Consider the following 22419-nt stretch of genomic DNA (forward strand, 5'->3'; position numbering starts at 1 on the left):
TTTAGGATTTCATCCCATTTTTTTGATAATCACTATTCCAAATAACCGTTCGCTATCCATATGATAGCAAAATAATACTTATATAGATTTATTCACTGAAACAACTAAAAGGTAATGTCACATTGGGGTACAGAAAAAGAAAGTACTGTCCTTAAGCTCAAGCTACTATGATTAATTTTCCCACTAACTGTCTTATGTAAAAAACCCTTTTGAGCTACAGACGGAAGGAACGAATTCCTTTTGCTCAAAAGGGATGGATAAATAACGTTGAAACTCGTCTTGTATGTTGTAATTGTATGTCTTGTTTATGCATGTTCTCGCTTAATACTATTCCTTCTCCTCATTCTTGCGCGCAAGCGGAATACCGTTCTTCTTGGCATACCATGCTTCATAATGATGCACAGCCACACCTGCAAAAGAAGAATGAGAGGAACCCAGATCGAACACCTTTGCCATCTCTTCATTCATATTGCTAACCGGTTTACGGAAAAAGGTCAGGTGATCCCCCTCGTGTGTATCCGCGAGTTCCGCTCCGATCCAGACTTTCTTGCCGAGATCATCCGCTTCGTCCAGTTCTTCCTTGGACAGATCATACATCTGCTGCCCACTATCCCGGTAAGCCATAATGGCCACCGCATCAAAGTGGGAGATCACCCAGCGACTGAATGTACCTCCTTCAGCCGACTGACGGGCATCAAGCCAGAACGGAATGGCAGCGCTCATGTACAGTCCGGCATCCTCGCCGGCTTTTGTCCAGGCCTTCATGTTGTTCTGCCACTCTGCAATGACGCTGCTCTCCTCGTTCTCCCAGCGCTTCAACTGATACGGCTCCACATCAAGTTGAATGCCTTCGAAGCGTTCATTCTTGGCCGAAGCTGCATTGTATGCTCTTACTCGCTCGATAAAAGCAAGCCCTTCATCCCGCTTCTCCTCATAGGCCCAGTCTGCATGACCGTTAAGTCCATGCACTTCAATCTCAGCCTGTCGGGCAGCCGCAATGAATTTGCGGTATGTTGCGTCAGGCAACTCATCCTGGATTTGCAGGAAGATGGTATCGACGCCCTGTTCTTTGGAGAAAGCAATAATCTCAGGTGTCTGCTCTGCAATAATGGACGCGTCCCACAGCCAGGTCGCTTTATGCTCCTCCGCCTGGAACCATTTGAACATCCAGGACAGAAGCAGCAGGCACAACACCACAGCCAGAATGGCCCATTTCGCCATACCCACCAGTTTGCCCCGTTGCCTCATATATTTCCTCAGACGAGCAACGCTTCACTTGGTTCAAGCACAGGATGCTGTACCGAGTGACCAATCTTGTAGATATGCGGATGTGTGTATGAACGGAACGCATTACGTGTATCCAGAATCGGTACACCCATCTCGGCAATATCAAAGTAAGGCAAATCGCTGTGGTTGGTGATCAGCACGATGCAATCGTACTTCTTGAACTGTTCCAGATTGAACGCTTCGCTGTGTACGGTCTCGCCATGTTTGTCCTGGAAGGAATCCGCATGTGGATCGTAGTAGCTAACGTTAGCTCCACTTTCCTTGAACAGTTCATATACTTCCAGTCCTGGTGATTCACGCAGGTCGGCAATATTTGGTTTATACGACATACCGAGGAGCAGAATATTGGATTTACGTACGGATTTAGCGTATTCGTTCAGAATCGTTGACGTTTTGTTTAGCACATAATATGGCATGTTGTCATTGGTGGATTGCGCCAGCTCAATGAATTTGCTATAGAAACGGAAGCCTTTGGCCTTCCATGACAGGTACATCGGATCAAGTGGAATGCAGTGTCCACCGATGCCTGGGCCTGGATAGAATGGCATGAAACCAAATGGTTTCGTCGCCGCCGCGTCAATAACTTCCCAGATATCGATGCCCATGCGGTCACACATCATCGCCATTTCATTTACAAAGGCAATGTTCACACTGCGGAATGTGTTCTCCAGCAGTTTGGACATCTCAGCCACTTTTGGTGAAGATACCGGTACTACGGTTTCTACGTATTTGCTATACAGTGCTGTTCCGAGCTTCAAGCAAGCTTCAGTTGTGCCACCGATTACTTTCGGCGTATTAAATGTTGTGAAACGTCCGTTCGACGGGTCCACACGTTCAGGTGAGAAGCAGAGGAAATAGTCTTTACCTGCTTCTTGTCCGATCTTGTCCAGCTGCTGCTGGATCAGTTCTTCGGTTGTACCTGGATAAGTGGTGCTCTCCAGCGTAATCAGCATGCCTGGTTTCATGTGCAGTTTGATCTGATCCACAACCGTCTCGATGTAAGACGTATCCGGGTCCTGATTCTCACTAAGCGGTGTAGGTACGCAGATACTGAGGGCGTCGATCACACGCAGCATGCTGTAATCTGTCGTTGGCTGGAAACGACCGCTTTGCATTACTTTTTTCAACTCATCAGACGAAATATCGTGAATATAGGAATCTCCTTGATAGATACTCTCTACTTTGGACGCATCCAGATCAATTCCGATTACCGTGAAACCTTGATTGACCATTTCCACGGCAAGTGGAAGTCCTACGTAACCGAGCCCGACGACGCCGAGTACAGCTTCTTTATTTTCAATCGCATTCAGTAATGTGTGGAATTGTTGATTCTCCATGATATTCCCTCCGGGCAGTGTATTTGGTGGTGCTTAAAATCCATATAAATAGATGAGTGTCTGTGCTCTAAATGTTGCTCTAATCTATCTGATTCATAGTGTAAAAAAAGCTCTTACTTTGCACTTCACACAATCAGCTTATTCAAGCCGTCTTCTAATGCAGGCAGCGTCTGATTCGGGCATCCAGCTCTACAGGTGAGAACGGTTTAGTCATGTAATCATCGACTCCGCTGCGGAAGCATTGACTGATCGTCTGCTCGACACGTTGTTCGGTCAACACGACAATTTTGGGTGGCTGCTCCATCTCCAGGTTCTGAATATGATGGATGAACGGCAGACCGTCGATGCCATACAGATTCAGCTCGGTGAGCACCAGGTCTGGTGTGACTTTCTCGATCAACTCCAGTGCAGACAGTCCATCAACAGCTTCATAGGTTTCATATCCCTGCATTTTCAGACGCAGTTGCAGGAATTCGCGTACCGTAGGATCGTTATCCACAATCAAAATTCGTTCCGGCTCGTCCGCCGTATTGTCCAGCGTGTAGATATGAATCTCCGACGAATCTATGAGCTTCGAGGATTCAGCCATATGTTGAATGGTTGCCTTCGAAGGGCGCTCCCCTTCCGGAAAACTGGCCAGTGTAATCTGTGGATCGGCACCGGGCACAGTCTCTTGCAACTCATGTTTGATCCGAAGTCCTTCATAATGAACTTCATCCAGTGACAACCCTGGCAGCAGGACGGCAATCGCCTGGGTAGCCCCATCCTTCCACACCTGGAAGGCAGACTCACTCGTTTGCTCCAGATGTGTCCTGACCTGCTGCTCAGGTTGAGAGTTTCCTGCACAATGGATGAACATTAAGCCGCATGTTTCGGCACCCGTTTCCTTCAATCCCTGTTCTACACTTCGGTACACATTAACGGCAGCCTCACGCTGCAATGTCGCCGTATTTGGCATGTTCTTTTCCACCCTTCTCCTCGATTATCTATATAAGTCCAAAAAATATTATTTACACTGACACTCCGATGACAGAACAGCCTTTCGATCACTGTTATCCCCAGATTTTTTGATTCCTTTATACAAGGGGAAATCCGGGGATAAGCGTATGCTTTCGATGCAGCTTTCTTTCAGAAAGCTTTTAGGTGCACGCTTCGCTTCTTCAGGCTTTTTCTGCCCTCTCCGTTATCGTGTAAATGTCTAGTTGGACATATAATTGCTTTGATTATTCTTTAATCAAGCGGCTTCGCTTGTTTTCTTCTCATCCTCGGACCAGCTTTGACGTGTCATAGTACCCCATGAGTTGTTGTTTTGCATGAACTGCACATGTCCCTGCAATCTCCACAGTACACCGAGCTGGTGGTAACCCACGAATTTCAACGCGGAGTAGACCAGCATTTTGACCAGATCGGAGAGTTTGTTGTATCGCTTGAAAGCAATCTCCTCCAGGACAAGTGCGCCTACACTCAGCAGATAACCACTCACAAAGTTCAGCAGTCCGAACAGAACCAGAATTGGCCATTGCGTCATATCCAGAAGGACATATCCAGCGAGAGCCAGAAGGCCGGTAATCCGGAAATACGGGTTGAGCGCTTCAAAAAGGACGTTATATGGCATGGTCACCATACCCATAACCTTATATTTCGGATTGAACAACATGCCACGATTCTCGATCATGTTCTTCAGATTCCCGCGGCCCCAGCGCTTACGCTGACTGGACAAGATCCGGTAGGAATCCGGTGCCTGCGTCCAACATACGGCCTCAGGACAGAAGGCAATGCGGTACTTCAATTTGTTTTCCAGCATGTAACGGTGAAGTTTGATGATGATGTTCATGTCTTCCCCAGGATAACCATCCCGGTATCCACCTACGGCGATAACAGCGTCCTTACGGAACATACCGAAGGCACCGGAGACAATGATCAGACCGTTCATGTGACTCCAGCCAATCCGTCCGCCCAGGAAGGCTTTGAGATATTCAATCGACTGGAACATGGGCCAGATTTTGCGTGGCAGCGATACATCTTGCACTGCCCCGTTTTCAATTTTGCAGCCATTGGCGATTCTTACATCTCCACCGATAGCTACCGTCTCTTCCGGATTCTCCATATACATGCGTGCCATGCGGATCAGGGCATCCTTCTCCAGCAACGAATCGGCATCGATGGAAGAGATCAACGGATAATGAGACAGGTTGATCCCGGCATTGAGGGAATCGGCCTTACCGCCGTTTTCCTTGTCAATGACATACAGATCCGGGAACTCTGGATTATGGTAGATCCCACGAATTTTCTGACAGGCGATCTTGCCCCGAATCTTCGTATTGGGTACTGGCTTCAGACGATATTCTTTCAACAGGATATTCAGTGTCGCATCACTGGAGCCATCATTCACAACAATGACTTCATACGTTGGATAATTCAGCGTCATCAGGCAGTTCACATTTTCAATAATCGTCAGTTCCTCGTTGTATGCCGGTACCAGCAGAGAAACGGAAGGTACCAGTTCCGAGCCTGACAATGTATTGTATTTGGAATAATGCGACCGCCGGAAGATCGTCCAGATGTTACGGAACGATAAGGCCAGAATGGAAAAATAGAGCGTATTTACAAAAACAACATAGTAGATTGCGACCATGCCGTAGATTAATAGTAGATCCCTAAGCAGTGTAATCCCCTCCTACCGTAGCGACACCTGTGCGTTTCTTGCTGGTTCTGTTCTCTCGTACAGGGCCAAAATAGCGATCGTACAGCAGTCTTTTTTTGTTATGTGCAATCATCTGCTCTACAGCTCTGTCATCGGTTCTCGTGTGCTGCATGGTACTCTCAATCTGCTGCATCGCAATCTCGCGCTCAGCAACTGTACCTTGCACCGCAGCCTGACACAGCGCTTCGAATCCCGGTTCACCGAGCTTGCTCAGACTCTCCGCACTGTTATATCGAACTCTCCAGTCTTCATCCCGAAGCGCTTTGCGCAGCAATGGAATGCTGCCAGATGCATGCTTGTAACCAAGCGCTTGTACCACTTCGGCGCGAACTTCCGGATCGGGGTCCTGGATCAGCTTCAGGATTGTCTCATCCCGGAGTGCCGGACTTGCGCTAAGATACAGCTTCACCGCCTCGGCACGTACATCCTGATGTTCTGCGCCTACCAGTCTGTCGAGTGCAGGCATCACTTCAGGTACAGCCTGTCCCCACATGGCAACCAGTCCGACTTTGACAAAATCAGGATTCCGGTCTTCCAGCAATTCAATTAGAACTCTGCTCGTATCCAGACTCGTTTCGAGCAGAATATCTGCTGCCAGATGGTGAATGGACTTACCTTTGGTTAACAGCAAAGCGAGCATGTCTTTCAGTTCACCTTGCCGAGTCGTACATCTGGAGATGGATCGACCAATCATAATGGCCATCGGGCCCGGTTTCTCATCCTTCAGTAATTCCATCAAACCCGGAACGGCTTCGGGACAACGCATGCCACCCAAGCGATACGCTGCATCGATCTGGCGACCGTAACGCAGACGGCCCAGTTCCTTCAGATCATGCTCTACGAATCCTGCTTCGCGGCACAGTGCAATTAATTTGTCGCGATACTCACCCTTGAACTGGTCGATCCATTCAATCAGTCTGTCCTGAATGACTCTGCGTTCCAGCGGAGCCAGTTTGCCTGGTGGCAATTTGAGTGGACTATTCTCAGTCAAGGCTGTTTGCAGATAGGTGAAGTAGTCACGCTGCTTCAATTCATAAAACGCCGTCTTGCGTCGTTTGCCATTGTGGGACATTTTCATGGCAAACAATACGATGACGCCTACAACAACAAGTGCGATACAGATGTACAAAAACAGATAGGCCAAAGCCAAACTTGGAAACATGTGAAAAGGTCCTCCTTTATACTCATTTATTCGATCTGAAAACTAGGAATTTTTTCATAGCTCTTCTTCATTTTTTCGTAGCTTAGCTTCAGGCGTTCACTATACTGCACCTGTTCCCAAGGCTGCCAGCTATATACCGGCAATGTCTTCAGATCCAGGGTCGTCTGTTCACCCCCAGGCCAAGATACTTTCTTCGTGGCGCGGTCCGTTAACCACGGAATGAGCGTAACGCCTTCCACAGCAACTGTGGAGAACTCACGTCCATTCTTGAGCGGTCCATAATCGATCGCTTGCAGCGAACTCGGATCACCGAACCCGAGCAGCATCCAGGGAATTCGCATCTCCACCTGATTGCCGTTATACTGCCATGCCGTTAATGAATCCGTATCAGGCTGACCGGGAGCTGTCGTTCCCCGTTTCAATGTTCCGACCTTTTCATTCATGAACGGTTGAGCAGATCGGGTATCCGGCGGTGTCATCCTCAGGCTGACTGCCAGATTCCATGGGTGGAACGGATTATCTGCGGAATCTGACTGCTGATCTGGCAGCATATCGTATCCTTCTTTGCCGTACAGACGCTGATTAAAGTCATAATCCTTGGCAATCTCCACCTGTGATTCTTCATCCTGCCCCAGTGTAATCACTGTCTCAAGACCATCACTGAGTGTCCGGCCCGGGAGTAACTTGTCAGGCTGACTGCCTCCAGCAAGTGTATCTGTGCCAATTCGCAGCACTGTCTTCTCCGGGTCAAACGGTTGATCCAAGGTCAGCCCAATATACAGATAGGCTTCATCATGAGTCATCTTCATTTCCTGAATGCCGTCCACTTGGCCCTGCCAGGTCGTGACCTCTTCATCCTTCAGATCATCCCAGTCATCCAGTGATCCGTCGATGGTCAACTGTTCCTGTTTACCCGGGTCCATGGCAAGCAGACCAAACATCTTCTCGTTTGTCAGTACGTTCAACCAATATGCACGGCGATCAGCCGGGATTTCCAGTGGCATCGTGTTCCATGTTTTTTTGAACCATTCATCCTGCCACATGAACACAATTGCTCCCGAGTATCCTTCATCATAGATATCCTGCGTCAGTGACGCGTCGATATCTCCCTGCTCTACTTCGTTATGTCCACCCTGATTCCGTCCTCCCATACCCAGATGGGAAATACCAAGAGAAGAGGGTACGCCATACTCTGTAATCATTACAGGCATATCGGAAAACTCGGCTTTTAGCTTGCGCAGATAACTTTTGTACGTGTTGTACTCACCGTTCTCATCCTTGATCGTTTGGAGTGTTTTATCGATATGGAACAGATCCGGGTAATATGGGTACACATGGTAGGCTGCAAAATAACCTCCCTGCCATGCCTCCGGCTGAATATGTCGGGCATCCACACTGACGAGATCCTCTTCATACAGCGGCTCGCCGGGATGATCCAACACATCGGTCGTTACCCAGTTGGTGAAGGTCATCGGATGTTCCCATCCATACTTCTTCTCCAGGACCGCCGTATGATCCAGCAGCTCTGCGAGCCAGTTCTCGAACGGTGACGCTTCTGGACTCGCCGAGAAATGAACTCCCTTGTACTGCGGCACATCCGCATGTTTTGCGTTTGTGTTGTCTACCATCGCCGGGTCCCATTCCGTCCCCACATGCCAGGCCATCAGGTATTTTCCTGCATTCGTCTTGTATTTGCCGCTGGACTCTCCCTGCTTGGCAGGAATGTCCGCATCGCCATAGACAGCAGATACGGCCTTTTCAATCTCCTGCTTGAACGTCTGCTCAATATGCGCCGCATAGGCATCCTGCTTCTCAATTAACTCTTCTTCAGGTGACCATATGCCCTGTATAAAATATAACGGTTGCTCCCGGCCGCGGTTATATTCGACTAATGCGGAGTAGAAAATTGGTTCGTGAACCGTGTATACCCGGATTACATTGGCTCCCAGATCCTCGATCTGCTGGAACCACCGCAAGTAATCCTCTTTGGTCAGCGGGAATTCTCCCGGGTAATGTCCCGGTGAAGTTGCGCCCAGGTTGACACCTTTGACGAACATCTCCCTCCACGTTCCATCCGGCCCGTATTCCATGAACCGGTCTCCATCGGTCTTGAATTTCATCTCCGTGCCGTTCTCCGCTGTGTACGTAACGAGCTTGGGTTGCATATAGTGCCATCCGGCAAATATCCCGCCAGTCACCACCACTGCTCCCGTCAACACCGTTAAAAACCAGCGTCTTCGTCTTTGTCTGCTCATGTCTTTAGATTGCTCACCTCTCTAATATGCATCCTGCTTCAACATCGAATGGTCCAACATGAAGTTTACGAATCTTTCCGCTTCGGATGTCCGCTTGGTAGAGATGTCAGCGGTGTAGTTCTCACTATAGCGCTAAGACTCTGCATTTGTATCTAGGCTGATGGAAGCAAACATGATATGGAACATTCTGCCCATAATTCGTAAAAAGCGCCATCAACTAGCACCCGAAAGCCTCCAGGATACGTCTGATTCCCAAACACTAATATTTGCTGTAATCGCATGGATCAGATACCCTGCTGATCTTGCACTTCTGGAACCTTTATTGTTATGTGCAACGCGGGTACAGGCAACGTTTGCCGTTTGATCACATACCCCATTAAACGCGAATCATATGTTAAAGTTGCGGACCTTTTTACAGTATTAACCATAAAGATTACAAAATTGATACTATAGTCCGATAACGCATCAGCGATATTCCGCGTCACATCAAGGTTTTCTGAAAAATGCAGAAAACCAAAAAAGGACGTCAGTCCCCCTCTATAGGACTGTACCCATTTATAAACCTTTTACAAAAACCTAAATGAACGCCCGGTCATCACCCAGAGGTCACAGATCTCTCACATTAAATGTAAAAAAGCACATCTTATTTCCTAATTTCTGCCTCTAATATGGCTAACCCATAATTGTGTCCAATTTGCAAAATAATTCCGGTTGCCGCATTTCGAATTGTCAGATATGCTTATAAAACAAGAACACTTGTTCCATACTGTAAATAAACTGTTAATTATCGATGTTCAAATGAAAATAATTGCTTCTTAACATAAGAGCTTAGCATCACGAATAAGGAGAGAAGTCTTATGCCCCGCCAAGACAGACGTGTCATCATGCTGGCAGACTGCCAGTCATTCTATGCCAGTGTGGAGAAGTCTGCACATCCCGAATACAAGGACCGCCCCCTCGTAGTCGCGGGAGATCCGGCGCGCCGTTCGGGTATTATTCTTGCGGCCTGTCCACTCGCCAAGTCCTATGGAATTACGACAGCAGAACGACTGGGCGAAGCGCTCGCCAAATGTCCAGATGTTGTTGTTGTTCGCCCCCGGATGGCCGAATACATTCGGGTATCCCTTCATATTACGCGTATCCTTCAGTCTTACACCGATCTGGTGGAACCCTATAGTATTGATGAACAGTTTCTCGATGTCACCGGAAGCCTGGATCTGTTCGGCAGTCCCGAGACGATTGCACGCAGCATTCAATCGAGGGTGATGGATGAGACGGGTGTGTATATTCGAATCGGTATCAGCGATACCAAGGTCGTTAGCAAGATGGCCTGTGATCTATATGCCAAAAAAGTCCCTGGCGGCATCTGCACGTTGCCTCGCAAAGATCTGCCTTCAACCATCTGGGAAAAGCCTGTTCGAGACATGTTCATGGTTGGTTCCCGCATGGCGCAGCATCTCTACAAGATGGGCATTCATACCATTGGTGATCTGGCCCAGACCCCACTGTCCCGACTAAGAGAACGTTGGGGGGTGAATGGCGAGGTACTGTGGCGTATCGCTCGCGGTATTGACGATTCCCCGGTCAAACCCGGGACCTATGCTCATCAGCAACAGGGGATCGGACATCAAATGACGCTGCCCCAGGACTATGACTCCTGGGAAGATATCAAAGTGGTACTGCTTGAACTGGCAGAGCTCGTCAGTCGACGTTCCCGGGACAAATCACTCATGGGCCATGTGGTCTCGGTTGGATGTCGCGGACAGGATTATGATCGGCCAACTGGTTTCTCCCGCCAGATGAAGGTGAATGAACCCACCAACATTACGGATGAAGTATACGATGCGGCAGCAGCTCTGTTCCTGCGCCATTGGGACGGATTACCCATCCGCCGCATCAGCGTGTCATTGACCGGACTTATACCCGATTCTGAAGTGCAGCTGTCCTGGTTCGATGATCGTGAACGTAAAAGAGAACTGGAACGTGCCACGGATGATATCAAGCGCAGGTACGGAGAAACCGCCATCATGCGGGCATCCTCCCTCTGCTCTTCCGCGCAAGCCCATGAACGTTCTCATAAAATTGGAGGTCATTATAAATGAGTAAAAAATTGCAGCACAACGGTATCTTCGAGTCCTCACGCATGATGCTCCCCGAACACCGGGAAGCCTACATTCTTCATCAGGAACAACTTGCTCCTCGTACCCGCCCATCCCTGGATGCCCAGGCCGCGGAAGAAATGTCCCGTTTGCTCAGCAACTCGATGATGCTTGGAGATATCGTTACCATTACGTTGTTTCACGAACATGACGATATCCGTTACACGGGGCAGGTGCTTCGGCTGGACCGTCCTGCCCGGACCCTCAGACTACTGATGGAAGATGGGTCCCGGGATATTCAGATGAACCTCATTACAGATGTGGCCCTAGCCGATGACTGAAGGGGGATATACCCACCCCGATGTTGTGGATATTCCATGATAGATGCAGCATACCCGTTGCCATGCAGGACTGTCTTCCTACACTTCCAGGTGAATACCAAAAGTAGCCGACGAGACATATCCAGACCATTCACTTCGTTCTAAAGAAGCAAAATATCAGATATGTGATTCATCGGCTACATATAAGGGTAATGCTTCTTTTTTCTGAAAAACTTCTTAGAAAAAGCTCCAGTCGAATTCCTTGGACAGACGCTCCAGCAGATGCACGCCGGCAATACTGTTGCCTTTGCGATTCAGAGCCGGGCCAACAAGACCTATGCCGAATTGTCCCGGTACAAGGGTCAATATCCCTCCGGATACTCCACTTTTGGCGGGCAAGCCAACCTCGATGGCAAATTCGCCTGATGCATTATACATACCACAGGTGGTCATGAAGGTTTTGGCAATCTGAACATAGCGACGAGGGATGAGTTCTTCTCCCGTAATTGGATCTGTTCCATTATAGGCCAGAACGAGTGACATTCGAGACAGATCTGCACACGTCACTTCAATGGAGCAATGACGGAAATACACGGCAAGCACGTCTTCAACGTCATCCTTAATGACTCCGTTGTGCTTCAAAAAGTAGCCAAGTGAACGATTCATATGACCACTCTCCGATTCGGACTGAAACACCTCTTCGTTATAGCCCAGCTGATCATTATTCGCCAGTTTGCGGAAAAACTCCAGAATACGGCGTGATTTTTCTTCCTTACAGTCTCCTCCAACAAGCGAGGACACCGTAATCGCACCCGCATTGATTAATGGATTAAATGGGATTCCGGGTTCAACCAATTCAAGCTTGATCATCGAATCGTAATCGTCGCCTGTCGGTTCTTTTCCTACATTAAAGAAAACCGCTTCTTCCCCATGATCCATCAGGGCCAGAATAAGGGTAAATACTTTGGAGATACTTTGCATCGTAAATGGAACACCGCAATCCCCTGCCGACACATGGTTCCCTTCGGCGTCCATGATATGTATACCAAGCTCATCCTGAGAGGCTTTGACAAGCTCCGGGATATAAGAAGCCACCTTACCTTGCCCGGTGTGCAAACGACTGGTCTCCAGCCACTCCGGCAGTAATGCATTCAGACGTCCCATGGTTGAATTGCTCATATGTCATCTCCTCCACATCTCTATATAAGCAAGCATCTTGCATGAAATGTACATGGGTGAACCCATGCACCATGATGATAATGAGTTCCAGCCATCTCATGCAAGATGTCCTGTATTATCTGATTACCCTCAGAACAGTTCCTTTACCGCTTCGTTTGAAGATTTAACTCCAAAATCTCACCAGGAAGACCATCGTAATCGCCTGTCCAAGTGGATATAAAGTTCTGTCTGGTCAAGATCCGGCGAGAAGCAGCGTTACCCGGATCGATAACTGCATAGAGTGATCCAATCCCTGCGGCTTGTGCCTGAATAATCAACCGTGACGCTATGGATGTGCCTTGACCTTTGCCCCAATGTTCAGGTAGGATCATGTAACCTATCTCAGCCTTGGTCGGGTCCTCCTGATCCGGAATCAATTTGGCATACGCCACACCGGCACCATCTTCACTATATACTCGGTAATGTCCGCAAGTGGAACGCTCATTAAACTCCAGCATAGACTCAAATTGCGTTCTCGCCTCTTGCTCAGGTATTGCACGTTCTGTAATCTGTTTCATTACTTCCATATTGGAAACCAATGCATAATAATCATCAAAATCAGGTTGTGTGTATTTAATGAACTTCATGATGTGCCTCCTCTAGGGTACATAACTTATCTTGGTCTTGTTGAATTCACCTAGAGTATAACAGATGCGAATGATGGAATGCACACAAGGCACCACGCTTGCAGGCAGCCAGATGATCCGATAGGCCAACAAGTCAGCAATCTGACAACTGTAGATACCAAAAAGCGGCCTCATCTGGAGACCGCTTTGTTTTTAATTTGCTTTTTAAGATGAAGAAATATCCTCAGTTCCGTACTTCCAGTGCATGTTGTTAGCTTGCCCGTGATGAAGGGTTAAGGTTCATCTGTTTTTCACGTTGACGAGCACGACGACCTTCACCTGGAGGGGTGATGATCAGTGCGAGCAACAGCGAGACAGCACAGAGTACAGCAATCACGATGAAGGTCAGATGGAATCCGCCCAGCAGGGCGCTGATGAATGATCCAGCCAAAGCACCAAATCCAAATCCCTGATAGATGACACCATAGTTTTTGCTCTGATTTTTCAATCCGAAGTAATCGGCCACAATCGCCGGGAATACCGTAATGTTACCACCGAAGCAGAATGCAACGGCCGCCACACAGGCGAAGAAGATCCCGAAGGTCAGTGGAACCAGACTAAGTGTCATGACAGCTACGGCTGTAACCAGCAGCGCACCAGCGATGACTTTCATTCGTCCTACTTTATCCGACAGCGCACCGAGAATAATACGTCCTGCCGTGTTAAAGATTGCAACCATGGCCACTGCGTTTGCAGCGGTAGCTACATCAAGACCTGCAAGCTGTACACCGATATCTTTAACAATACCGATCAGGTACAGACCGCTCATACACGCCGTGAAGAAAATAACAAACAGCATGTACGCTTCTTTTGTACGCAGCATCTCTTTCACCGTGTAATCATGACGTGCTACGACTTGTTTGGATCCTTCCTTGCTTGCCAGAGCCTGTTCACGAACAACCGCTTCACGGATCAGGAATGATCCCGCAACGACCAGAACCAGAACGATAATGCCCCAGTACATAAATGCCTGAGCAGGACCAACGGCACCAATCAATGCCGTGTTCACATATTTGAACAATAAACTACCGGTACCAAAGGCTCCGACCGAGATCCCCGAGATCAGACCTTTACGCTCCGGGAACCATTTGATCAGATTAGACAGCGACGTAATATACGCCGTACCATCTGCAAAACCAACAACAAATCCAGCCAAAATGTACAGCAGTGTTAACGAGGTGACTTGAGAACTCAGAATAAGACCCAGCCCAAGCACAACCCCGGCTACACGGATCAGACGCTGAAGACCCCAACGTTCCTGCAATCGTCCTGCAAACAATGTGGCAAAAGCCAAAGCAAAACTGGTAATTGAAAAAGTTATCGCGACCGAGCTGACGTCCCATCCGAAATGATCAGACAACGGTTGATTAAATAAACTCCAAGTATAGATGGTTCCAAGACCCATTTGTACAATGATGGTCCCCAATACAATAAGCCAGCGGTTCATTTTTGTAGGTGCAGAAGTTGATTCAGGTGTTGATGAAACGGATGAAATTGTTGCTTTCATCGTGATCTCCCCTTTGCCGATGTCATATACATGAATGCGTTCACAAGCTAATCATACATGAAAGGGGATTCATCACACCGTTTTGAGCATGAGTTGCATCAGATGCGGAATGAAATGCTTCTAGATGCGCATGAGTTGCCTGAATTCTTTGACCTTCCCACGACTCACGGGCACTTCAGCTTCCAAATCGCGCAGACGGAGCAGATACGTATTGTTGAACCAAGGTACAATTTCACGGATTTGCGACAGATTTACGACGTACGAACGGTGGCAGCGAAAGAACGTATCCTGTGGCAGACGGCTGTGAAAATCCGATATGCTCACTGGCATGGTGAACTCCCCATTTTTGGTATATACCTTCGTCACTTTCTCTTGTGCTTCCGCATAGTAGATATCTGCCGTATCCGTAACAATAATATTGTCATTCCGCAGCAAATTAATTCTTCTATCTGTATGGGAATTCGTATCTCGTTCTCGTACCAGTTCACCATGCGCAGCAGATCCGTCCGCCGTAGGGGCTGGTCCATCCTCAACATGTTGCTTCACCGGCGCATGATCACGTTTGAATGCGAGCTCCAGCTTATGGAGCATTGCAGCAATTCGTTTCTCGTCATACGGCTTCAGAATATAATCAAATGCCTCCAACTCAAAGGCTTCCGCTGCATGTTCCTTATACGCCGTCGTAAATACAATGTAGGGTTTCGTTGCAAAATTCCCAATATGATGGGCCAGCATCATACCGTCCAGCGAGGGAATATTGATATCAAGGAAAATGACATCTACTTCTTGTTCCTGCAAAAATTTCAGTACATCCAGCCCGTCTTCAAGGCGGTCCACAACTTCAATCTGACTATGTTCCTGGATTAAATAATTCAATTCCTCACTTGCCAGAATCTCGTCTTCCACAATAAGAGCTCTCATTGATCCATCATCACCTTGTTACGACATCTCCTTTGGGCACATCAAATAAAATATCGGTTCCTTGTTCCAGCCTTGTAATGGTTACACCTTGTCCGTAGATAAGCTTGACCCGGCGATGCACATTATATAGCCCGATCTGGTTACCAGGCATACGGTCGTGGTAGACCCGTTCAATAATATCTGCACTGATGCCTGCACCTGTATCACTGACACTAATTCGCACAAACTCCGGATAATCTTGTACCCGAATTCGAACAGTCCCGGGTCCTTTGACCTTGAGAATGCCATGAATAATTGCATTTTCGACGAGCGGCTGGATAACGAGACTCGGAATATGCACCGCGACCTCATCAATGTCATAGATCACGTTAAGTCGGCTACCAAAGCGAGCTTTCTCAATCTCTACATAATTACGGACCTGCTCCAGTTCCTTATGAATATCAATTAACTCATCCGACAGCTCCAGATTGTAGCGCATGTACCCGGATAGGTTCACAATCAGCTCGCGCGCTCGATCCGGTTTGGTTCGGATGGACGATGCAATCGCATTTAATGCATTAAACAGAAAATGAGGATGAATGGTTGTCTGTAACGCACGTAGCTCTGCTTTGTTGGCAGCAGCCTTGATCTCTTCTACCCGCGAAACCTCCATCTGGGTCGAGATGATCTGCGATAGACCTACAGCCATCGTTTGTAATGGATACGTAATTTTGTACGCTTTGCGATAATAGATTTTGAGCGCACCTGTAATGTCTCCTCGTTCTTTGAGCGGAATGATTAACAGTGAGTGGATATCGGGTGTTTTTTCATCAATCACATCATTACTGATCGTAATCTCCCCGCTAGATATCGTCTTCTTGGTCATCTCACTTATAATTTCATTACCGATATGATATCGTTCCTCGCCAAATCCTACATAAGCCAGTACATTCCGGGTATCCGTAATTGCAACCGCGTCAGCCTGAATATCCTCCTGAATAATCCGGCAAATTTTGCGCAGAGAATCCTCATCAATCGAACGGAAATACGGCAAGGTTTTGTTTGCAATCTCCAGCGCGAGCTTCGCCTGACGAGCCGCAATCATTTCCTTTTCCCCTTCAACACTCTGCACCAAGAGCACAATCAGCCCAATGTTGACTTCACCCAGAATCATAGGCAGCGCAATCTTCGATACAATATCGGCACCCAGTGGATCGGGATAGGAAAATAGCAGGATTAATAACATCGTGAGCGCTTCACAGATCATTCCGGCACCAATACCGATAATCCATCGCTTAGGCTTAGGCGTGTACTTATGTATATATCCGGAGACCAGACCTGCCAAGATACTCGTGATTAGACACGGTATAGCTGTGACTCCATCCATATCGATCAAATACCGATGCACCCCGGAGACAATCCCCGTAATAATACCCACAGGCGCTCCGAACAAAATACCACCCGATAACACGGCGATGATCCGCACATTCACCAGTGAACCTTCAACATTAATGCCCGTATATGTCCCGAAAATGGCAAAAGCACAGAATAACAAGGTAACCGCAATAGACTCCTGCCACCTTAATTTCCCCTTTTGCAGAATCTGCCTAAACCTTGGCACCCTCGACAGAAAGAATAAAAATATAATCAACAGCGCCGCCCGTTCAAATAAACCCAGCAGCATCGTAAACATTTCCAATCGTACTTCCTCCACATCTGTTTGAAACATAAAATGCATACCGACACAGCCACGCCTTTTTGACTTAAAATCCAGGACATTAATCCATAGGCTCGTATGCAACAGTTTACCGCTCCCCCCAGTGGAAAGCAAAGTCCATCTTGTGAAAATGCATCAACAAGACTGCACCAAGCACACCATAGTTCGTCCCTTAACTTCTATGAAAATGTCCGACTCCAGAAAAACCTATGTTATAATCAGTTGTCATGTTATTCCAATTATTCCCGATCGCTCATCGGCGATTGTCCTGCGAATAATCTTAAGCATCTCAACTCTGACACTCATCGTTCAAGTCTACAACCTTAAAGGAAACCCATATAACTTTATTTTAATATTCGTATTTATCGCTTCATTAATAACCACTCGTTCTTTTAACGTTACGAACAAAAACAGATAAAAATAAAAACAATAGGCCATGGCAGGCTCTATACGATCTGAAACTAATCCAAAAAGGCCAACCAGACGTACCTGGTTGACCTCAAGTCCAAAATTCATGAAAAATTTCGCCTGATAAAATAACTTGGTGTGCAGCTCCAAGCATGGCAATAACTGTTGACCAAATTGCTACCATAAGGAGAATACGTTTTGTCGTCCGGGTCGTAGAGCTCCCAGAAAGTGTCCGCTCCATCCTTCAGCATACCGCCCCAATACCTTCGGATCTGCTCCAGTGCCTTCTCCTCTTCCCCGCACATTATTAATGCATCAACATAATGATGAACCATGTACGGCGTGGTCATGCCAATAGCTTCTTCGTTACTCATTAACCGATCAAGTAATTGCCGGGAAGCTGGAGCATCCATGATCTCAGCCAGTACCATCCATACTTGCGATGCCCAGGATACCTGTCTTTTTTCACCACTGACGAAAAAGCCCTTTTCACCATCCCACAGATATGTGTGGGCTGCTTGCTCAGCGTCTTTGATGTGTGCGTTAATCCATTGCTCAGACTCCGGCAACTCTAGTTCTTTGGCAATCGACCTTCCCCTTTTCATACTATAGATGAGAACTGCCTGAGCACCGGCCTGTTTATTTAGTTCTTCATGCCAGTCCAGAAAACAATACCATGTATCGTCATCCCTTACGATGCCCCGCTCATCAAGTCGTTTAAGCCCAATCTCAATCTGTTCTCTAGCCACCGGCCAAAGTTCTTCCAACGTTTCCCTGTCCTTGGTAGCTTCAAAATAGTCCCATAATGTCGCAATAAAGAACAACGCATAGTCATATAGGTAAATGTCGTCCACGTACGGTTCCGGTTGTTCGTACAAACAGGCTCCTACCTGGCCTCCCTCTAATCTCGTTCCGGCAAAGAGATAGAGACAGCGCTTGACGAGATCATTACAGCCGAATGTTTCATAATTGACGAGGGCCTGAAGGCGAAGATCTCCGATCCATAAACGTCGATCGCGCTTCGGTCCATCTTCGAATACCATCTGCATGCAATCCCGGAGTGTCTTCACGGACACGCGATCTATTTCCAGCAGCTCCGTGTCGATATCTTCAGGCAATTGAGGTACTGCCCCTATGTCTGCTGAGGTCACCGTCATGCAATATATATCGTTAATTCGAATATCGTAACGTATCGACGTTTCTACCACCTCGATTTTCAGATACCGAAAGGCATACCGACGGTCCAGTGTTAGCGTGCCAGGTAACACATCCATATTCACGATCTCGTCCTGAAGCCATGAACGGCTAAGCCAACCCGAATATTCTGCAAAATCCTCACCGACCTCACAGGGCATTTCTCCAAATGTGAGCTTCAACCTGAGAGGTGCATCTGCATTGCTACGTTCGTTAAGAAGCGACAAGGTCAGATAACCGACGAGATGCTCCCCGAAATCCAGCGTAACACTGTCTCCCTTGCACAACACTTGATCAGATAGTTGTTCTGCTAAGCCGAGTGGTTCGATACGCCATCCCTGAAAAGCCGACGCATCCGGAACTGCGCTCACGATATGTTCCGGATAGACCTTTTGCTGGTGAAGCTCCGGCATTAGACGCTGTGCTTTTTCCAGCCAGGCGTTGTTTATCACTTTTTCATTCATTGCAGTGTCCTCCTTAACCTTTGACCGCCCCAACGGTCATGCCACCGATAAAATATTTTTGCAGGAACAAGAACGCCAGCAGCAACGGTAGTGCGCACAGAAAGCACGCTGCAAACAGGACATTCCACTGCGTGGGATTTTGCTGATCGCCCAAAAATCCGAGCATGGCCAGTGGTAACGGTGAATCTCCTGCGCTGGAAATAAAGATCATATTGAAGAAATAATCGTTCCAAATCCAGACACCTTGCGTAATAATGACCGAAACCGTTACCGGAATGAGTAAGGGGAACACGACGGTCCAGAACCGTTGGAATAATCCCGCCCCATCGATGTGCGCCGCTTCTTCTACCTCCTCAGGCACACCACTTCGAATGAAGCCCGTGTACAGGAAAGTTGAAAACGGCAGACTGCACGTAATGAACATGAAAATAGGCGTATATTGATTCGTTGGAATATGCAGTGCATTGATCATTTGCACGATCGGTATCAATACCATTTGCGCAGGTACCACGAGTCCGGACAAAAAAAACAAATACATGAACTTACTTAGCTTTGTCTTCAAACGGGCCATCGGGTAGGCCGCCATCGCCGCAAACAGGACAACAAACACGACCGATACGCCGGTTAACACCACGCTGTTCCATAGCGCTTCCGGAAAGTGCATGCGATCGAAGGCAGCCTTGTAACTTGCAAAAGACATCTCCCGGAACAGGACCAGCGGATTTGTGTTGTTGCTTGGATCGCGGAGTGATGTCGAAAAGGCAATAATTAACGGAATCAGGTTTAATGCCATCACCAACAACACAACAACCTGAACGGACCCTTTCCCCAAAACTTTACGAAGCATCATGCCGACACCTCCCGTTTGTTCATTTTCAGGACAAAAACAGCGGTAATGACGATAATCACGGCAAAGGAAATAACGCCAAGAGCCGAAGCTTTACCAAAGAGTTGTTCGGTAAATGCCATCTTGTAGATGGTATAAATCAGCGTGTTGGTAGCCGTGCCGGGACCGCCATTTGTCATGATAAACGGGAAGTCGAACGCTTTGAGTCCATTGATCAAACTTAACGTCACGTTGATTGTAATCGCTGTTGCCAGTAATGGAATCTTCACATGTCGCAGCAATCTCCATGAGCCGCAGCCATCAATCCGTCCGGCTTCCAAAAGGTCGCTCGGAACAGTCTGTAGTCCTGCAAGGAAGATAATCATTGTCGTTCCGATCGTCTTCCAGATTTCCACGAAGATAATAGAATACAGTGCGGTCGAGTAATCACCCAGGAAATTCAGTTCATTTGCGATACCCAGTTTATCGAGAAAGGAAGAAATCAGCCCGTAATCCGGCATATAGACGTAACTCCACAAAAAGCCGACGACAATCGCACTGAACAAAGTGGGAATATACGCCAGGGAACGGTAAATCCCGGTTCCTCTTATTTTCATGTTTAACAGTAATGCCATTGCCAAACCGATGATATTGCCAGCTATGACGGTGACAAACGTATAGATCAGTGTATTTTTTAAAGAAATGCCTAGGATGTCGCTCCGGAACAATTCCTTATAGTTGTCGAAACCGATATAGTTATAGGCTTGGGCGTACCCGTTATAGTCCGTTATACTGTACTGGAACAACCGCAGGATCGGGAAGATCCAGAAGGTCAGGTAGAAGATCAATGCCGGCAAAGCAAACCAGTACATGGACTTTTTCATTACAGTAGAGCTCATCCTGCTCCATCCTTTCCAAGGGGCCTGCGGCAAGGGAAGAAGGACAATCATTCTCCCCTTTACAGCAGACAGCATCGTTTGGTTCTAGTTTTTCCATAGCTCTCTAAACTTGGTTTCCATGGCGTTTGCCACATCTTCTGGTGTTGTTTTCTGTCCAGCAATAATTTCGGCAAACTTAGCCTGCATGACGTCCGATACTCCGGCTGGCCACATCTGGTTGCTAAAGTAGATGGAATTTCCAGTTTGTTGATAGTTGTCATTCACTTCCTTAAACAATTCATTTTCAAGTTCTACGTCCTTATAGACGCTGATGGAACTGTTGGCTTCCACAAATGCTTTGAACAGATCGGATTCACCATCAAACAGGTAGTTCAGTACTTCCTTGGCTGCATCCAGGTTTGCCGATTTGGCGTTCAAAGCGTATCCGGCAGATGTTGCAGCAGATACAAACACCGGCTGTTCCGGCTCGTTACCTGGTAATGAAGCGAATCCGCGAGTAAATTCGGCAGCGCCTTTGGACGTCATGGAGGCATAATCCCATGTTCCCGTAAAGGTCATTGCTGCTTTCCCGTCGATAAACAACTGCGCAGATTGGGCACTACCAATGCCAAGTGAGTTTTTGACGACGTAGTTGTTATCATAGAGCTCTTTGTATTTGGATATGGTTTGAATCCACTTTGGATCAGTCAGCGATTTTTCACCGTTCTGCAATTTGACATCAAAATCCAGCTCATTCGGATACACGACATTCGCTGCAATCGGATACATTCCGAATTGGATCATCCAAGGGTCCTTGTCTCCCATCGCAATTGGCGTTACGCCCGCTGCCTGCAACTTTTGACACAAATCCAGAAACGAAGGCCAATCCTTCGGAAACTCGGAATATCCCGCTTGTTGTAACAACTCCTTATTGTAGTAAACGCCCAAGAAGTCCAACCCTTCGGCCACGCCGTAAGGTTTACCCTCATAGGACATATCTTCCTTCGCTCCTTGGCTGATGTTGTCCCAGAACTTTAGATCTGACAGATCCGCAGCGAAGCCTGCCTTTGCAAAATCAATGACACCGCCAGCCGCATTTTTCGGGAAAATCCAGAAAATGTCCGGTCCCTGTCCAGCCGCAAGCTTGGTTCGAACAGATGTATTGTATTGATCATCAGGCAACTTTTGTACTTCCAAGTTAATGTTCGGGAACTTCTCTTTGACTAGGCGCGGCAAGGTCTCCAGCTCGAAATCCTCTCCCTCGGATGCCTTGTTTCCCGAAAGCATCATCGTCAACGTAATTGGCTTTCCTGACTCATCTGTACTCCCGTTATTGGTATCCGTACCGCCCCCCTCCTCGCTACTGGAGCTGCATGCGCTCAGAAACATCAAGAGCAGTACCAAAGTTAGGGACCACAGTCGTTTTCTTTTTTTCATCTTGTCATTCCCCCAATTCATGTTTATTCTTGCTTTGTGCACATTCTCATCATACGGTGGGCAAAAGTGCATTTGCTTTG

At 47.5% G+C, this 22419-nt stretch carries 17 protein-coding genes; 2 read left to right on the top strand and 15 right to left on the bottom strand.

Annotated elements, in window-relative coordinates; all coding sequences use genetic code 11:
• Positions 1-327 precede the first annotated feature (327 nt).
• The 6 genes from MKY95_RS22595 to MKY95_RS22620 all read right to left on the bottom strand — a co-directional run bounded on the left by MKY95_RS22595 (position 328) and on the right by MKY95_RS22620 (position 8745).
• Entirely contained in the window at positions 328-1248 is a 921-nt protein-coding gene (locus tag MKY95_RS22595; protein WP_076318929.1) for a hypothetical protein, read from the bottom strand.
• An 8-nt stretch (positions 1249-1256) separates the two neighbouring features.
• Complete coding sequence (locus tag MKY95_RS22600) at positions 1257-2624, bottom strand: nucleotide sugar dehydrogenase (protein WP_076318928.1); 1368 nt, start codon at positions 2622-2624, stop codon at positions 1257-1259.
• 154 nt (positions 2625-2778) lie between these two features.
• A complete protein-coding gene (locus MKY95_RS22605) occupies positions 2779-3582 on the bottom strand; it encodes a response regulator (RefSeq protein WP_076318927.1) in 804 nt (267 codons plus the stop codon).
• A gap of 276 nt (positions 3583-3858) precedes the next feature.
• Positions 3859-5259 carry a glycosyltransferase gene (locus MKY95_RS22610; RefSeq protein ID WP_179088526.1) on the bottom strand — a complete coding sequence of 467 codons (1401 nt, stop codon included), beginning with the start codon at positions 5257-5259 and terminating at the stop codon, positions 3859-3861.
• 22 nt (positions 5260-5281) lie between these two features.
• Positions 5282-6490 carry a HEAT repeat domain-containing protein gene (locus MKY95_RS22615; protein ID WP_076318926.1) on the bottom strand — a complete coding sequence of 403 codons (1209 nt, stop codon included), beginning with the start codon at positions 6488-6490 and terminating at the stop codon, positions 5282-5284.
• A gap of 26 nt (positions 6491-6516) precedes the next feature.
• The gene (locus MKY95_RS22620) at positions 6517-8745 is read right to left on the bottom strand and encodes a hypothetical protein (protein WP_076318925.1); all 2229 of its coding nucleotides are present in this window, start codon (positions 8743-8745) and stop codon (positions 6517-6519) included.
• Positions 8746-9602: 857 nt separating this feature from the next.
• Between MKY95_RS22620 and MKY95_RS22625 the strand changes: the two genes are divergently transcribed.
• The gene (locus tag MKY95_RS22625; RefSeq protein ID WP_076318923.1) at positions 9603-10847 is read left to right on the top strand and encodes a DNA polymerase IV; all 1245 of its coding nucleotides are present in this window, start codon (positions 9603-9605) and stop codon (positions 10845-10847) included.
• Positions 10844-11185 (top strand): YolD-like family protein, encoded by a 342-nt coding sequence (locus MKY95_RS22630; protein WP_076318922.1) that lies wholly within the window; start codon positions 10844-10846, stop codon positions 11183-11185. The genes MKY95_RS22625 and MKY95_RS22630 overlap by 4 nt, the downstream gene beginning before the upstream one ends.
• 216 nt (positions 11186-11401) lie before the next feature.
• Here MKY95_RS22630 and glsA read toward each other — a convergent pair whose 3' ends face one another.
• From glsA to MKY95_RS22675, 9 genes are all read right to left on the bottom strand, one after another.
• Positions 11402-12343 carry a glutaminase A gene (gene glsA, locus MKY95_RS22635; RefSeq protein WP_076318921.1) on the bottom strand — a complete coding sequence of 314 codons (942 nt, stop codon included), beginning with the start codon at positions 12341-12343 and terminating at the stop codon, positions 11402-11404.
• A gap of 143 nt (positions 12344-12486) precedes the next feature.
• Complete coding sequence (locus MKY95_RS22640) at positions 12487-12969, bottom strand: GNAT family N-acetyltransferase (RefSeq protein ID WP_076318920.1); 483 nt, start codon at positions 12967-12969, stop codon at positions 12487-12489.
• Positions 12970-13219: 250 nt separating this feature from the next.
• Positions 13220-14455 carry an OFA family MFS transporter gene (locus tag MKY95_RS22645; RefSeq protein WP_076319010.1) on the bottom strand — a complete coding sequence of 412 codons (1236 nt, stop codon included), beginning with the start codon at positions 14453-14455 and terminating at the stop codon, positions 13220-13222.
• A 180-nt stretch (positions 14456-14635) separates the two neighbouring features.
• Positions 14636-15436 carry a LytTR family DNA-binding domain-containing protein gene (locus MKY95_RS22650; protein ID WP_339194493.1) on the bottom strand — a complete coding sequence of 267 codons (801 nt, stop codon included), beginning with the start codon at positions 15434-15436 and terminating at the stop codon, positions 14636-14638.
• Positions 15437-15446: 10 nt separating this feature from the next.
• Positions 15447-17108 carry a sensor histidine kinase gene (locus tag MKY95_RS22655; RefSeq protein WP_235193990.1) on the bottom strand — a complete coding sequence of 554 codons (1662 nt, stop codon included), beginning with the start codon at positions 17106-17108 and terminating at the stop codon, positions 15447-15449.
• A 536-nt stretch (positions 17109-17644) separates the two neighbouring features.
• On the bottom strand, positions 17645-19198 hold the full coding sequence (locus MKY95_RS22660) for a family 78 glycoside hydrolase catalytic domain (protein WP_076318918.1): 1554 nt from the start codon (positions 19196-19198) through the stop codon (positions 17645-17647).
• 13 nt (positions 19199-19211) lie between these two features.
• Positions 19212-20048 carry a carbohydrate ABC transporter permease gene (locus tag MKY95_RS22665; protein ID WP_076318917.1) on the bottom strand — a complete coding sequence of 279 codons (837 nt, stop codon included), beginning with the start codon at positions 20046-20048 and terminating at the stop codon, positions 19212-19214.
• The gene (locus MKY95_RS22670) at positions 20045-20896 is read right to left on the bottom strand and encodes a sugar ABC transporter permease (protein WP_339194495.1); all 852 of its coding nucleotides are present in this window, start codon (positions 20894-20896) and stop codon (positions 20045-20047) included. Before MKY95_RS22670 ends, MKY95_RS22665 begins: the two co-directional genes overlap by 4 nt.
• 111 nt (positions 20897-21007) lie before the next feature.
• Positions 21008-22339 (bottom strand): extracellular solute-binding protein, encoded by a 1332-nt coding sequence (locus MKY95_RS22675; RefSeq protein ID WP_036614581.1) that lies wholly within the window; start codon positions 22337-22339, stop codon positions 21008-21010.
• Positions 22340-22419: the final 80 nt, after the last annotated feature.

The organism is Paenibacillus sp. FSL P4-0176 (assembly GCF_037975265.1).
GTDB lineage: Bacteria > Bacillota > Bacilli > Paenibacillales > Paenibacillaceae > Paenibacillus > Paenibacillus amylolyticus.